Source organism: Streptosporangiales bacterium, from assembly GCA_009379955.1.
Taxonomy (GTDB): domain Bacteria; phylum Actinomycetota; class Actinomycetes; order Streptosporangiales; family WHST01; genus WHST01.
On the sequence record WHST01000025.1, the window covers coordinates 13,683 to 28,686 of the forward strand.

Here is a 15,004-nt window from a genome sequence, read left to right on the forward strand (position 1 = left end):
GGGTGCAGGACTCCAGGCGTCACGACGTCTCGTCCGCCTTCTCGCGGGCGGCGAGCTCCTCCATGAGGACAGGGACGCCGAGGGTGCAGCTGTGGATGCCGAGCACGCTGGTCAGCTCGAGCACCTCCATGACCTCCTCCTTCGTCGCCCCGTACTTCAGCGCGTTGCGGATGTGCACCCGCAACCCCGGCTCGTACAGATGCGTCGTGGAAGCGTCGATGGCGGTGTAGATCAGTTCCTTGACCTTCGGCTCGAGCACGCCCGTGCGCCACGGCACCGCCGAGAAGTTCAGGTACGACTCGAAGAAGTCGGGGTCGAGCTGCAGCAGGCCGTCCCAGATGTGGCTCCAGTAACCACGTTCCTCGATGAACTTCTCTCTCAGCTCGCGCTGCCTGTCGGTGAGCTGCGCTTCGGCCATGACGGTCCTCCGTTCGCTCAGGCGCCCGTACGGTCGGCTCGGCGGGCGGCAGTCGCCTCATGGTCGACGACGAGGCCCTCGGGGTCCGTCGCCGGATCGCCCTGGATCACCACGCCGTACTGACGGTACGCGCCCTCGATGCTGACGTACTCGTCCCTGACGTCGTCGCGTACGCGCTCCGGGTCGCGGGTGAACGGGTCGCCCCAGCCGCCGCCACCGTTGGTGACGTAGCGGAACACCGCGCCCGGCCTGGTCTGCCAGACCGACGTGGAGGCGAAGTAGAAGTACTCGCCGTTCTCCGGGTCGACCGCGTTGGTCTGCGGGTCGAGGACGCCGGCGATGGGGACGGCCGATCGGTAGACATCGCGGTCGAGTCCGATCAGGTCCCGCCGCTCGGTGACGTCGAACGCGTCCTTCTCGAAGAACCACACCGCGCCGTTCGCGCCGTCCCCGCCGCCGTACACGCCGACCCCGCTGCTGCGCTTGGTGTGCAGGGGGCTCGACCAGTGCTCGGCGTCGCGCAGGTACATGGTGTCCTTCAGGACGGCGGCCCCGCCGCGGTTGGCGCCCGCACCGGCGGTGTCGATGGCGTACTCCTTCCGCAGCACCACGCCGGGCACGTCGGACTCGACCGCCTCCGTCGCGGGGTCGAGGTTGTTCGCCAGCGAGATCGCCGTGTAGCTGTCGCCGTCCGCGAGACGTGTCGCGCCCCACGGCCCGTGCTCGCCGCCGCACTGCGCCGTGGTCACCCACGGTGTGCCGTCCTCCATGACGCCGTGGGCGTTGTGGATGCTGAGCGAGCCGTAGTCGCCGCCGATCGCGTTCGCGCCCAGCGCCTTCTCCAGCGCGCGGAAGATCGCGAGCAGGACGGGCATCGAGCTCTCCCAGTACAGGAAGACCGCGCCGTCGGGTGGTGTCGCGCTGATGAACGTGCCCGGCGGGATGACGACGTCGATCGGCCGGTACGAGCCCGACGTGAACCGCGTCTTCGGATCGATGAGGAACTTCAGCGCGACGCCGACGGCGGTCTTGGTGTCGAGGATCCCGCAGTTGATGCTCGTCCGCGCCTGCGGCGAGGTGCCGCTGAAGTCGACCTCGATGTTGCCGCCGGCCTTGCGCAGCGACAGTTTCAACCGGTACTCGACGCTGTCGTCGATGCCGTCACAGTCGATGCCCTCCTCGGCCTCGTAGACGCCGTCGGGGAGCTGCTCGATGGCGTCCTGCATCGACTCGGCCGAGACGTCGCAGCTGTACCTGATCGCGCCGAGGAACGCGTCGATGCCGTACCTCTCGATGCTCTCCTTGATCAGCCGCTCACCGAGCAGGAGGTTCTGGTAGATCGTCTTGATGTCGGGCAGCAGCAGCGCCGCCATCCGCGCGTTGTCGAAGATGAGGTTGAACGACGACTGGATGGGCTTGTCGTCGCGGTAGAGCAGCATCGGCGCGATGACGAGACCGTTCTCGTACACGTTGCGCTTGGTGGCACTGAAGCCCGCGGGCACGATGCCGCCCATGTCGAGCTGGTGCGCGCGCAGCGTCACGTAGGTCACCGGGCGGCCCTCGTGGAAGACCGGGCGGATGAAGCAGATGTCGTTGACGTGGTTGCCGGTGCGATACGGGTCGTTGGCGATGATCACGTCGCCCTCGCGTACCTCGTCGGGCCCGTACTCCTCGACGGTGTTGCGCACGGCTTCGGCCATCGTGCCGAGGAACAGCACGAGGCTGTTGCTGACCGCGCCCATCGGGTAGTTGTGCTCCCGCGGTCCCGTGATCGTGGCGGCGAAGTCGTACCAGTCGCGCAGGATCATGGAGAACGCGTTGTTGAGCAGGTCGGTGCACATGTGCTGGACGATGTAGCGCATCCGGCTCGACAGCACCGAGGCGGTGAAGCGGTCGGCGCCGTACGCGTCGGTGAACTGGTCGTCGGTCATCTCCTTGAGCTGGAGGCGCCCGTCGTCGGTGTTAGTCATCGTCGTCGATGCCCTTCGTCCTCGGGTCGTCAGATCCTGGTGATGCGCAGCTCGCCGTACGTGCCCACGCGTGCGCGCTGACCCGCCAGCAGGAAGGTGGTCGACAGGGGTTCCCTGATGATCGCGGGCCCCTCGATCTCGTCGCCACGGCGAAGGTCGTCGCGCTGGTACTCCCGGGCCTCGATCGTTCCGTCGCCGAGGTGGCGGAGCTGGAGGGTGCGGGTAGGCGTCGGCGCACCGCCGTCGCGCTCGGGCACCGTCGGGTACTCGACCTTGTCGGCCGTCACGACCGCGTCGACCCGGTAGGTGACGCCCTGGACCGGCAGCATCTCGAACCTGTTGCCCGAGCGCTTCTCGTACGCGTCGTGGAAGTTGGCGGTCATCGTGCTCACCGCGTCGGCGTCGATCTCGCCGTCGGGCACGCCGATGAACGGCGTCTCCCAGGTCTGGCCGGCGAGGCGTCCATCGAAGCTGCGGACGAAGGTGACCTCCTCGTCGCCGCCGGCGAGGCGCTGGCGCAACTGCTCCTCCATCTGCCGGTAGACCTTGTCGATCGACGTCGCCGCCTCGGGCGTGAGCATCGTGTACGCGCTCCTGCTGTCGGCGTACACGAGGTCGGAGCTGACCAGGCCGAGCGCGGAGAACAGGCCGGGGTGCGGCGGGACGATGACCTCCTTGGCATGCACGAGGTCGAGCGCCGCGGGCAGCAGCATCGGCCCGGCGGCGCCGTAGGCGACGAGGCTGTAGTCGCGGGGGTCGATGCCGTGCATGATCGCGATGTTGACGACGCCCTCGGCGATGTTGTTCAGGCCGATCCTGAAGGCGTAGCTCACCCGTTCCTCGTACGTGAGCGGGCTGTCGAGGCCCTCGAACGCGGTGCGGGAGAGCTCGGCGTCGAGCTTCATCCGGCCGCCCGCGAACCCGTCCGCGTCGATGACGCCCATCAGCAGGCAGGCGTCGGTGAGCGTCGGCTCGGTGCCGCCGAGCCCGTAGCACGCGGGTCCCGGGTCGGCGCCCGCGCTGCCGGGACCGACCTGGAGCTCGCCGGTCGGGGTGATCGTCACGAGACTGCCGCCGCCGGCGCCGATGCTGTCGACCTCGTTGGACAGCGCGTTGACGACGAGGTCGTGCTCGAGCTCGAACGTCGTGTTCACGAACGGCTCACCACCGGTCACCAGGCTCATGTCGCACGACGTGCCGCCGACGTCGGCGCACAGCAGGTTGCCGACGCCGAGCAGGCTGCCGAAGTGCGCGCTCGCCACCGTGCCCGCCGCGGGACCGGCGAACACGACCTTGAACGGGTACTGCATCGCGACGTCGGCCCGCACCAGATGGGCCGCGCAGTCGGCGAAGTTGAGGTCGCCGTCGAAGCCGAGCCCACGCAGCCCCTCGTCGAGCCGCGTGGTGTAGTCGTCGTAGATCAGCTTCATGAACACGTCGACCACGGTCGTCGACGCGCGGGCGTACTCCTTGGCGAGCGGGGAGACCTCGCTGGAGATGGAGACCGGGACGTCGCCGAGCTCCTCGCGGACGAGCTGGCGCAGCCGCTCCTCGTGGTGCCGGTTGAGATACGCGTTGATCAGGCAGATCGCGACGCCCTCGACATCGCACCGGCGCAGCACCGCGAGCTGCTCGCGGGCCTGGTCCTCGTCCAGCGGGATCAGCACCCCGCCGTCGGCGGTGAGGCGCTCCCTGATGCCACGGCGCAGGTAGCGGCGGACGAGCGGCCGGGCAGCGTCGCCGAACGGGCGTCGCCAGTTCGGGTCGGTCAGTGCCTCGAGTGGGCGCCAGGTGCGCCCGATGTCGAGGATGTCGCGGTGGCCGAGCGTGGTGAGGAAGGCGACCTTCGGCAGTCGCCTGGTGATGATCGCGTTGAGGCCGTGGGTGCTCGCGTGGTTGAAGACCGCGGAGTCGGCGACGCCGATCTCCTCGGCCCCGCGCAGCACGCCGCGCTCGGTCTCGCGGACGTCCGTGGCGACCTTCACCGTCGTGATCTTCCCGCCGGAGACCGAGACCACGTCAGTGAACGTCCCGCCTACGTCTACTCCGATCATGGACCTGTCCTTTCTGGGAGTCAGTCGACGGAGAGTCCGTCGGAGAGGAGGGTGATGGGACCGAGGAGGTGCCATGGCTCGCGACTGACCGAGCGCAGCGTCTGCTGGTGCTTGACGACCATGAACCAGCCGCCCTCGGTCAGCACCGGGTAGCGACGGAAGTCCGCCGCCGTGGATCCGGGAAAGTCGCGGCTCAGGTCGACGCCGAGCTCCCGCAACTCCGCTTCCGTCACTTCTTCGCGCTCGACCGAGGGGCCTCGCACCACGGTTCCCGTGTCGTCGCTCATCGGCCCACGCGCCCGCTTCGTCGCTCGCCTCCGGCAGGTGCCGCGGGGACCGTCGCCGCGCTGCTCTCGGCGTCGCGGCCCCTACCTGCGGCTCGTTTCTCAGCTCCTGCGCTCACCAAGACCTCCCGACGTCGTTGTCTCGCGGAGACGTTTCGTGTACCAATCGGTCTATGAAACTCTGATGGCAGCACTGTAGGACTCCGACAGCGGTGTGACAAGACCGTGAGGGAAGGTGCGAGATGGGCACTCGGGTGCAACTCGTGGTGAACGGCGGCGTGCGTACCGTCCGGCTCGACCATCCGCCGCTCAACACGTTCGACACCGCCATGCGGCGGGAGCTGGCCGCTACGGCGGTCTCGCTCGCCGACGACGCGGACGTCCGCGCAGTGGTGCTCTACGGCGGCGAGCGGACGTTCGCCGCCGGCGCGGACATCCGTGAGCTCGCCGCGATGGGCTACGAGGAGATGTACGGCTGGAACCGCGCGATCCAGCGCGCCATCGGTGCGTTCGCCGACCTGCCGGTGCCCGTCGTCGCGGCCGTCACGGGCCACGCTCTCGGCGGCGGGATGGAGCTCGCGCTCACCGCCGATTACCGCGTGGCGGCGGACGACGCGGTGCTCGGGCAGCCCGAGGTGCGGCTCGGCATCATGCCAGGATCCGGTGGCACGCAACGGCTGACCAGGCTCGTGGGTCCCGCGCGGGCCAAGCAGATCCTGATGACCGGTCGCCGCATCCCGGCCGCCGAGGCACTGCGGCTCGGCCTGGTCGACGAGGTGGTGCCGTCCGCCGAGGTGTACGCGGCCGCCCTCGCGTACGCCTCGCGGCTCGCGGTGGGCCCGCGGTTCGCGCTGCAGGCGATCAAGGAGGCCGTCGACCGTGGCGGTGACGGCCCGCTGGAGACGGGGCTGGCGCTCGAGCGCGCGTCGATCGCCGGTCTCTTCGCCACCGCGGACATGCGCACGGGCGTGGCGTCGTTCCTCTCGGACGGTCCCGGACGTGCCCGCTTCGGCGCACCGAAGGATCGGGGTTCCATGTAACCGCTGACCGTGCAGGAATACGGTGTGGTCCACCGGGCGCGTCGACGTCCTGACCGCGAGGAGCTCCATGCCACGACCGCCAGGACACGGCCCCGGCTACGAGGTGAAGCGACAGGAGATCATCGACGTCGCCGCGGTTCTCTTCGCCAGGAAGGGTTACGCCGCTACCGGCATCGCCGAGATCGGTACGGCCGCCGGCCTCGCGAAGGGCGCGCTCTACTACTACATCGGCTCCAAGGAGAACCTCCTCGTCGAGATCCAGTCACGGGTGCTGACGCCGCTGTTGCAAGCCGCGCGCCCGCTCGCCACGCTCGACGAGGACCCGGTGCTGCGGCTGCGGCTGGTGTCGGAGGTGCTGCTCGACAACATCTTCCGCCGCCTCGACCACATCTGGGTCTACGAGCACGACTACCGCCAGGTGACCGGCGACAGCCGCGGTCGCCTGCTCCGCCAGCGTCGCCAGTTCGAGCAGCTCGTCACGGGCCTGCTCGTCGAGGCGATGGACGCCGGCGCGTTCCGCCGGATGGACCCGCGGCTCACGGTGCTGCAGTTCCTCAACATGCACAACCACACCTACCAGTGGTTGCGCCCGAACGGCCCGTGGGACGCCGCCTTCCTGTCGCGCCAGTACTGCGCCACCCTCTTCGCCGGCTTCCGTACCGACGACTACGACCTCGCCGACCTGGAGGACCGCGTCGACCGCTTCCGCGCCGCTGTACCCAACCCGTGAGGGGCACCCCCACCGTGCCATGACGCGGTGGGGGTGCCCCTCACGGGCTCAGCGCCGGCGCCCCGCCGTCTCACCGCTCAGGTCGCCGCGACCTCGCGGACGGCTGTGGTGATCGTGTGCCGGTCCGGGAGCCAGGCGCGTTCGAGGCTCGGGGCGTAGGGGGCGGGGGTGGCAGCGGCGCCGACCCGGCGGACGGGGGCGTCGAGGGTCCAGAAGCCGTCGTACGCCGCGACGGCGGCCAGCTCGGCCCCGACGCCGAAGTCGGTGACGGCCTCGTGGGCGATGACCAGGCGGTTGGTCTTCGCCAGCGAGCGGAGCACCGTCTCCCGGTCCAGCGGGACGATGGTGCGCAGGTCGATCACCTCGACGCTGACGCCCTCGGCCGCCAGCGTCTCCGCGCTCGCCAGGCATTCGTGGACGAGCCTGGAGTACGACACCAGCGTCACGTCGGTGCCCTCGCGGCGCACCTTCGCCTTCCCCAGCGGCACCAGGTGGTCGGCGGGCGGTGCGGGACCCTGGTGGCCGTAGAGCAGGCGGTTCTCGACGAAGACCACCGGGTTCGGGTCGCGGATGGCGGCGCGCAGCAGGCCGTAGGTGTCCGCCGGCGTCGACGGCATGACGACGGTGAGGCCGGGGATGTGCGCGAGGACCGCTTCCAGGCTCTGCGAGTGCTGGCTGCCCGAGGAGCGTCCCGCGCCGAACTGGGTGCGGACGACGAGCGGCAGGCTCGCGCCGCCGCCGGTCATGAAGCGCAGCTTCGCCGCCTGGTTGAGCAGCTGGTCGAAGCAGACGCCGATGAAGTCGAAGTACATCAGCTCGACGACGGGACGCATGCCCGCGAGTGCGGCGCCGACGGCGGTGCCGATGATCGCGTTCTCGGAGATCGGGGTGTCGCGGACGCGGCCGGGGAAGCGTTCGGCCAACCCTCTGGTCAGCCCGAACACGTTGCCACCCTCACCCACGTCGATGCCCGCGAGGAACACCGAGTCGTCCGCCGCGAGCTCGTGCTCGAGCGCGGTGCGGACCGCGGCCGTCGTCTTGAACGTCTCGCCCGTCGCGTCCGGTGGCTCCGGCACGGGCTCGCGCGGCGTGATCACGTGGTGGTGCAGGGTCTCCGCCGCGGGCTCGGGTGCGCGCCGCGCGGCCTCGATGTCGTCGTCGACGAGCCCGGTCACCTCGGCGTCGATCGCGGCCACGTCCGCCGGCGTGGCCCCGTACGCGCGCATCCGGCCGGCCAGCATCGTGAGGGGGTCGCGTTCCTGCCACGACGCCAGCTCGTCGGACTCGCGGTAGCGCTGGGGGTCGCCCTCGTAGTGGCCGTGCCACCGGTAGGTCTCCGCCTCCAGCATGATCGGCCCCGCGCCGTCGCGCAGCCGGCCGACGAGCCCGCCCACGAGGTCGGCGACGGCGACGACGTCGTTGCCGTCGACCCGGTGGAACTCCACGCCGTAGCCGAGGGCACGGTCGGCGAGTGGAGCGCGGTGCTGGGCGCTGCTCGGTGAGAACTCCGCGTACCCGTTGTTCTCGCAGCAGAAGAGCACCGGCAGTCGCCACACGGCGGCGAGGTTGACGGCCTCGTGGAACATGCCCTGCGCCACCGCTCCGTCGCCGAAGAACGCGACCACGACGCCGCCCTCGCCGCGCAGCTGCGCCGCGGTTCCGGCGCCGGTTGCGATCGGCAGCCCGGCCGCGACGATCCCGTTCGCGCCGAAGACGCCGGACCGGGGGTCGGCGATGTGCATCGAGCCGCCGCGACCCGCGCAGGTGCCCGTCTGCCTGCCCATCAGCTCCGCGAACATCCCGGCCGGGTCGAGCCCCTTGGCGAGGCAGTGGCCGTGTCCACGGTGCGTCGACGTGACGACGTCGCGCGCGTCGAGCGGCCAGCACGCGCCGACCGCCGACGCCTCCTGCCCGATGGACAGGTGGAGGAAGCCGGGGATCTCGCTGTCGCGGTACGCCACCGAGGCGCGTTCCTCGAACGTGCGGATCAGGCGCATCCTGCGGTACATCTCGCGCAGCGCACCGAGGTCGTCGCCGACGCTCGTCGTGCGTGCCGGCAGGTCGACGTCGTGGGTCGACGTCATGCGCGTTCACCGTCCCGTCGCGAGGTCGTTCCGGTCACAGACTCTTGACAACCGAGCCGTAACGACGATTCTTGTACCGATCGTTCTAGAAAACAATAAGCTGGTGCCGGGAACGGTTTGGAGGTGGGACGTGCAGGCGCTGCGCTGGCACGCCAGAGGTGACCTCCGTCTCGACGACGTGCCCGAGCCCGCGGATCCCGGCCCCGGCGAGGCCGTGGTCGAGGTGGCGTACTGCGGGGTCTGCGGCACCGACGTGCACGAGTACGCCGCGGGCCCGAACATGATCAGGACCGACCCGCACCCGTTGACCGGTGCTGTTCCGCCGTTCGCGCTCGGGCACGAGCTGAGCGGCACCGTCGTCGCGCTCGGCCGGCCGGTGCCCGGTGTCGAGATCGGCACCCGCGTCGCCGTCGACCCGTGCCTGCGCTGCGGTTCGTGCTTCTGGTGCCTGCGCGGTGACTACCACATCTGTGCGAAGGGCGGCTCCGTCGGCCTCGCCTCACCCGGCGCGTTCGCCGAACGCGTCACCGTGCCCGCGTACGGACTCGTGCCGATACCCGACGCGGTCTCCGACGAGCACGCTGCGGCGGCCGAGCCCCTCGCCGTGGGTGTGCACGCCGTGCGGCGCGCGCAGATCGGTCCAGGCGACCAGGTGCTCGTGCTCGGTGCAGGACCGATCGGCGTCGCGGTCCTGCTTGCCGCACGGCTCGCGGGCGCCGCCGGCCTCTTCGTCAGCGAGCCGTTGGCGTCGCGTGCGGAGTGTGCACGCGAGCTCGGCGCGACAGAGGTGTTCGACCCGACCGTCACCGACGTGCGTCGCGAGGTCTTCCTGCGTACCGGCCGCGTCGGTCCCGACGTCGTCGTCGAGGCGACCGGACGCGCCGACGCCGCCGCGTCGGCGATCACGTCGGTACGCCGCGGCGGTCGCGCAGTGCTCGCCGGCGTCAGCGCGCAGGAGGTCACGGTCCCGCTCGGCGCGATCGTCATGTACGAGCGGACCGTCGTCGGATCGCTCGGCTACAACTACGACATCCCGCGCGTCCTGGCCCTGATGGCGGCCGGCCGACTCGACGCCGCCCCGTTCGTCACCGCCGTCTTCCCGCTCGCGGCCGGACCAGGCGTGTTCGCGGAGCTCGCCGCCGACCCAGGCCGGCACCTGAAGGTGCTGTTGACCCCGAAAGGCGACTGACCATGGACTTCGACCTGCCGGAGGAGACGCGGGCGCTGCAGCGGATGTGTCGCGACTTCGCCGAGAAGGAGATCGCCCCGCACGCCGCGGACTGGTCGGAGCGTTCGTACTTCCCGTGCGAGGTCTTCGCGAAGATGGGCGAGGTCGGGCTGATGGGCATGCTCGTCGACGAGGAGTACGGCGGTAGCAACGCCGGCCTCGTCGCGTACGTCGCGGCGATGGAGGAGATCGGCACCGCCGACCAGTCGGTGGCATCGGCGTGGAACGCGCACTCGACCATCGCGACGCTGCCGCTGGCGACGTACGGCACGGCGGCGCAGAAGGAGCAGTGGCTCGTGCCGCTGGCGACCGGGCGCAACATCGGTGCGTTCGGGTTGACCGAGCCGACGGCGGGGTCCGACGCGGCCGGCATCCGTACGCAGGCGCGCAGGGTGGACGGCGGCTGGGTGCTCGACGGCACGAAGATGTTCATCAGCAACGCGGGCACGCCGATGAGCCTCGGCGTCACCGTGCTCGCGGTGACCGGCACGACCGGCGAGGGGGCGAAGCAGTTCGGCGCGTTCTTCGTGCCGGAGGGCACGCCCGGGTACTCGAAGGGGCAGCCGCTGCGCAAGATCGGCTGGCACGCGCTCGACACCCGCGAGCTCGTCTTCCGCGACTGCTGGGTGGCGGACTCGCATCTGGTCGGCGACGAGGGCAGGGGCCTGCAGCAGTTCCTGCAGGTGCTCGACCCGGGCCGGATCAGCGTCGCCGCGCTGTCGCTGTCACTCGCCCGCGCGTCGCTGGAGCTGGCGCTGCGCTACTCCCAGCAGCGCGAGCAGTTCGGCCGCCCGCTGAGCCGCTTCCAGGCGATCGCGCACAAGCTCGCCGACATGGCCACCGAACTGGAGGCCGCGCGCTGGCTGGTCTACCGCGCCGCCTGGCTCGCCGACCGCGGTCGCCCGTACAGCAAGGAGGCCGCGATGGCCAAGCTGTACGCGTCGGAACTCGCCAACCGCGCGGCGAGCGCGAGCGTGCAGATCCATGGCGGCTACGGCTACGTCAGGGAGTCGGAGATCTCCCGCTTCTACGCCGACGCCAAGATCCTCGAGATCGGCGAAGGCACCAACGAGGTCCAGCGCAACGTCATCGCCCGCCTCCTCACCACCTGACCGAGTTGTCAGTCATCCATCGCCGCTGGTGCGGCGGCACCGGGCGGGTGACAAGGGTGGACTCGGTCGTGGTGTCGGTCGCTTCGCGGCCGCAACCCGTGAACGGCACCCTCACCATGCCCCGGCACGGTGAGGGTGCCGTTCACGGGTGCACGCCGAGGGTCGTCGGTGGAGCTTCACCTCACCGACGTGGACTTCACCTCGTCCCGGCACGAGGTGAAGTCCACGTTGATCACGTGCACGTGATCAAACGGTGCGGGCGGCGAGCCTATTGACGATTCAGTGGCAGGCGTCGCTCTAGCCGCGCCTGGTACTGACAACTCGCGGCGATGTGCGGTCGAGGAGCTCGTCGACCGGCAGGGCGAGGGCGTTCGCGAGCGCGACCACGGTGAAGAATGCCGGGGTCGCGATGCGACCGGTCTCGATCTTGCGCAGGGTCTCCGTCGACACTCCGGACACGGCGGCGACGTCGGCCATGCTTCGGTCGCCGCGGGCCGTGCGGAGTGCGGCGCCGAGGCGGCGACCGCGCTCGCGCTCGCCGGGCGTCAGTGGTGGTCGGACCATGGTGTGATACTAATACCGGGATTGTTATCCCACCAGCACCGGGAGGTCCGGCCATGGTCGAGCTGAAGACGCCGAGGGAGATCGACGCGATCGCGGCCGCCGGCGAGGTCGTCGCGGCGGCGCTCCTCGCGGTGCGGACGCAGGCGGCCGTGGGCGTACGCCTCGACCAGCTCAACGAGGTCGCGGCCTCGGTCATCCGCGGCGCCGGGGCGACTCCGGCGTTCCTCGGGTATACGCCGGGCTTCGCGTCGACGCCGTTCCCCGGCGTCATCTGCGCCTCGGTCAACGACGCCGCGCTGCACGGCATCCCCGGCCCGTACCGGCTGGCCGACGGAGACCTGCTCGGCGTCGACTGCGGCGCCGTCCTCGACGGCTGGGTCGCCGACGCCGCCGTGACGTTCTCCGTGGGCGAGCCACGCGCCGACGACGCCAGGCTCGTCGACTGCGCGTGGCAGGCCCTATGGGCGGGTGTCGACGCGGCGGTCGCCGGAGCGCGGCTCAGTGACGTCTCGGCCGCGATCGGTGCCGTGGGACGCGCGGGCGGCTACGGCATCTCCGTCGACTTCGGCGGGCACGGCGTCGGACGGGCGATGCACGAGTCGCCGTCCGTGCCGAACGAGGGGTCACCGGGTCGCGGCATGCGGCTGGCACCCGGGCTCGTCATCGCCGTCGAGCCGTGGTTCCTCGCCGGCGGCGACGACGGGTACGCGATCGACGACGACGGCTGGACGCTGCGCACTCGCGACGGCAGCCGCGCCGCCCACGTCGAGCACACCATCGCGGTGACCGAGGACGGCCCTCGCGTCCTCACGGCAGGGCCGGCCCGCGTCCCGGCCTGACCACCAACCCCCTGTTGGGGTCCCCGGTCGTGGTGCTGACCCCTGCCGGGGTCCCCAGCGGTGATGCGGGGACCCTGAGCACGGCGGCGTCCCGGCGGGGTCGCAGGCTCAGCCGGAGTGCAGGTCCAGGGTCGCTCGGAGCGTGCCGGCGATCTCGACGGTCGCGTCGCGGGCGGCGCGGCTGCCGCCGGCCATGCAGAGGAAGCCGTGCACCAGCGTCGGGAACCTGCGCAGCGTGGTCGGCGTGCCCGCGGCGCGCAGGGCGTGGGCGTACGCCTCGCCCTCGTCGCGCAGCGGGTCGAAACCGGCCGTCACGACGACGGCGGGTGGGAGGCCGGTGAGGTTGTCGGCGAGCAGCGGGGAGATGCGCGGGTCGTCGAGCGGGTGGCCCGTGGTGCCGACGTACTGCGTGAGATACCAGTCGATGTCGGCATCCGTGAGGTAGCAGCCCTGGGCGAACGACGTCGCAGACGGGTACGTGCCGACGCGGTCGGTGGTCGGGTACACGAGCAGCTGAGCGGCGGGCGCGCGCTCGCCCGCGCGGGCGAGCAGTTGGCAGGCGACGGTCGCGAGGTTGCCGCCGGCGCTGTCGCCGCCGACGGCGATCCGGTCGGCGTCGGCACCGAGTGTGGCCGCGTGGGCGTACGCCCAGCGGACCGCGGCGACCGTGTCGTCGACCGCGGCGGGGAACGGGTGCTCGGGTGCGCGCCGGTAGTCGACGGAGACGACGTGCACGCCCGCGTGCAGGCACAGCGACCGGCACGGCACGTCGTGGGTGTCGATGTCGCCGGAGACGTGCCCACCGCCGTGCAGGTAGACGAGCAGCGGCCGTGGGCCGGGCTCGCCGGGCGGCGGCCGGTAGTGCCGTGCGCGCAGCGGGCCGGTCGCGCCGTCGACCGTGAGCTCGTGCGTCGCGACCGGCGGCCCTGGCCCGGCCACGGTGGTGGCGTCCCGGCGCAGCAGGTCGCGCGCCTCCGCCGGCGTCAGCGCGTCGAGCGGTGGTGCGCCCATGCGCTCGCGCAGCGCGAGGATCAGCTGCGCCTGCGAGTCCATCGTCGCGCCGTCGACGTGGAAGGGACGGCCGGCGAGGCCGCGGCGCACCGGCTCGGGCAGCCCGGCGATCGCGCGGGCGGCGACGCTCTCGGCCCGCGCGAGACCCAGGAACGGTCTCACCGCGCCTCCTGCGCCTGCCGTGGCCGCGCGTCGACGCGGTAGGCGTACCTGTCGAACCGCGCCGTACGGCGGCGGAAGCCCGACACGAACGACGGCCACAGCGTGGTGTTGCGCCCGTGCTCGTCGAGGTACCAACTCCGGCACCCGCCGCGCACCCAGACCGTGCGACGCATGCGGTGCTGCACCGTCGCGTGGTACCGCTCCATCACCTCGTGCCGCACGTCGACGGCCTGCGCGCCGTGCCGCCGCAGGAACCCGACGGCGTCGCGGACGTACGCGAGTTGCGCCTCAGACATCAGCACGACGGACGTATGGCCGCCGCCGGTGTTGGGACCGAGCAGCATGAACAGGTTGGGGAACCCCGCCACCGTCGTGCCCTTGTACGCGCGCATGCCGTCGCGCCAGGTCTCGGCGAGTGTGCGGCCGTCGCTGCCGCGGATGCGTTCGGCGATCGGCGGGTTCGTGACCCGGAACCCGTGCCGCAGACGATGGTGTCGACCTCGCGTACGCCCCCGTCGTCGGTGACGACCGCGTGCGGCTCGATGCGCGCGATGCGCTCGGTCACCACGTCGACGTTGGGCTGCGTGAGCGCGGGGTACCAGGTGCTGGAGAGCACGACACGCTTGCAGCCCATCGTGTACGAGGGGGTCAACTTCGCGCGGAGCCGTTCGTCGGGCACCTGGCGCTCCAGCTGGCGTTCGGCGATCCGCTGGAACCCCTGCAGCGGCCGCTGGTCGACGGTGAAGCCGAACGCGTACATCTCGCGGCCGAGGAAGATGCCGGCGCGCACCAGCCGCTGCATCGGCGGGAGCGCGCGGTAGAGCCGGTGCTCGAACGCCGAGAGCGCCCGGTCGTGCCGCGGCATCACCCACGGCGGCGTGCGCTGGAAGACGTGCAGGCGTTCGACGACCGGTTGGATCTCGGGCACGAACTGCGCGGCCGAGGCGCCGCTGCCGATGACCGCGACCCGCTCGCCGGCGAGGTCGTGGTCGTGGTCCCACGCTGCCGAGTGGAAGAGGGTGCCGGCGAACGTGTCGAGGCCGGGGATCGCGGGCAGCGCGGGCTCGGACAGCGGTCCCGACGCGTCGACGAGCACCTGCGCGCGCAGCGTGCCGCGGCTCGTCGTGACGACCCAGCGCGCGGCGCCCTCGTCCCAGTCGGCGGCGAGCACCTCGTGTCCGAGGCGGAGGTGGGGCAGCACGCCGTGCGAGTCGGCGACGTCGCGGAGGTAGTCCCAGATCTCCTGCTGCGGCGAGAAGCTGCGGCTCCACGCCGGGTTGGGCGCGAACGCGAACGAGTACAGCTGCGAAGGGACGTCGCACGCCGCCCCCGGGTAGGTGTTGTCGCGCCAGGTGCCGCCGAGGTCGTCCGCGCGTTCGAGGACGACGAGGTCGTCGACGCCGTCCTCCTTCAGTCCGATCGCGGCCCCGAGACCGGAGAACCCGCTGCCGATGATCGCGACCGTCACGTCGTCCATCTACCGGAGAGTAACTTGTCCGGCTGCCACA

General features: G+C 71.2%; 12 protein-coding genes and 1 pseudogene. 5 read left to right on the forward strand and 8 right to left on the reverse strand.

From position 1 onward, the window contains the following. Window positions 1-19 precede the first annotated feature (19 nt). The 4 genes from GEV10_10185 to GEV10_10200 are packed head-to-tail and all read right to left on the reverse strand — an operon-like array spanning window position 20 to window position 4,729. Window positions 20-418: a carboxymuconolactone decarboxylase family protein gene (locus GEV10_10185; protein ID MQA78827.1), complete on the reverse strand. Its 399-nt coding sequence runs from the start codon at window positions 416-418 to the stop codon at window positions 20-22. Between the two features lie 17 nt (window positions 419-435). Continuing rightward, window positions 436-2,388, reverse strand: a complete 1,953-nt coding sequence (locus GEV10_10190; GenBank protein ID MQA78828.1) for a hydantoinase B/oxoprolinase family protein — start codon at window positions 2,386-2,388, stop codon at window positions 436-438. Between the two features lie 29 nt (window positions 2,389-2,417). After that, entirely contained in the window at window positions 2,418-4,442 is a 2,025-nt protein-coding gene (locus GEV10_10195) for a hydantoinase/oxoprolinase family protein (protein MQA78829.1), read from the reverse strand. Window positions 4,443-4,462: 20 nt separating this feature from the next. Further along, the gene (locus GEV10_10200; GenBank protein MQA78830.1) at window positions 4,463-4,729 is read right to left on the reverse strand and encodes a hypothetical protein; all 267 of its coding nucleotides are present in this window, start codon (window positions 4,727-4,729) and stop codon (window positions 4,463-4,465) included. Window positions 4,730-4,968: 239 nt separating this feature from the next. Here GEV10_10200 and GEV10_10205 point away from each other — a divergent pair, with 239 nt between their 5' ends. Both GEV10_10205 and GEV10_10210 read left to right on the forward strand, forming a co-directional pair. Further along, a complete protein-coding gene (locus GEV10_10205; GenBank protein MQA78831.1) occupies window positions 4,969-5,766 on the forward strand; it encodes an enoyl-CoA hydratase/isomerase family protein in 798 nt (265 codons plus the stop codon). 67 nt (window positions 5,767-5,833) lie between these two features. Further along, entirely contained in the window at window positions 5,834-6,496 is a 663-nt protein-coding gene (locus GEV10_10210) for a TetR family transcriptional regulator (protein MQA78832.1), read from the forward strand. Between the two features lie 77 nt (window positions 6,497-6,573). On the opposite strand, the gene GEV10_10215 is transcribed toward GEV10_10210, so the two are convergent. After that, window positions 6,574-8,580 carry a 2-oxoisovalerate dehydrogenase gene (locus GEV10_10215; GenBank protein ID MQA78833.1) on the reverse strand — a complete coding sequence of 669 codons (2,007 nt, stop codon included), beginning with the start codon at window positions 8,578-8,580 and terminating at the stop codon, window positions 6,574-6,576. On the opposite strand from GEV10_10215, the gene GEV10_10220 reads away from it, so the two are divergent. After that, window positions 8,579-9,769 carry an alcohol dehydrogenase catalytic domain-containing protein gene (locus GEV10_10220; GenBank protein MQA78834.1) on the forward strand — a complete coding sequence of 397 codons (1,191 nt, stop codon included), beginning with the start codon at window positions 8,579-8,581 and terminating at the stop codon, window positions 9,767-9,769. The genes GEV10_10215 and GEV10_10220 overlap by 2 nt on opposite strands. Before the next feature lie 2 nt (window positions 9,770-9,771). Further along, window positions 9,772-10,920, forward strand: coding sequence for an acyl-CoA dehydrogenase (locus GEV10_10225; protein MQA78835.1), 1,149 nt, complete (start codon window positions 9,772-9,774; stop codon window positions 10,918-10,920). 297 nt (window positions 10,921-11,217) lie between these two features. Here the strand turns inward: GEV10_10225 and GEV10_10230 are convergent, their stop codons facing one another. Then, window positions 11,218-11,484: a helix-turn-helix domain-containing protein gene (locus GEV10_10230; GenBank protein MQA78836.1), complete on the reverse strand. Its 267-nt coding sequence runs from the start codon at window positions 11,482-11,484 to the stop codon at window positions 11,218-11,220. A gap of 53 nt (window positions 11,485-11,537) precedes the next feature. On the opposite strand from GEV10_10230, the gene map reads away from it, so the two are divergent. Further along, the gene (gene map / locus GEV10_10235; protein MQA78837.1) at window positions 11,538-12,323 is read left to right on the forward strand and encodes a type I methionyl aminopeptidase; all 786 of its coding nucleotides are present in this window, start codon (window positions 11,538-11,540) and stop codon (window positions 12,321-12,323) included. A 108-nt stretch (window positions 12,324-12,431) separates the two neighbouring features. Here map and GEV10_10240 read toward each other — a convergent pair whose 3' ends face one another. Together GEV10_10240 and GEV10_10245 are read right to left on the reverse strand one after the other, a co-directional pair. Next, window positions 12,432-13,484, reverse strand: coding sequence for an alpha/beta hydrolase fold domain-containing protein (locus GEV10_10240; protein MQA78838.1), 1,053 nt, complete (start codon window positions 13,482-13,484; stop codon window positions 12,432-12,434). 8 nt (window positions 13,485-13,492) lie between these two features. Continuing rightward, window positions 13,493-14,973: pseudogene (locus tag GEV10_10245) on the reverse strand (NAD(P)-binding protein). Window positions 14,974-15,004 lie beyond the last annotated feature (31 nt).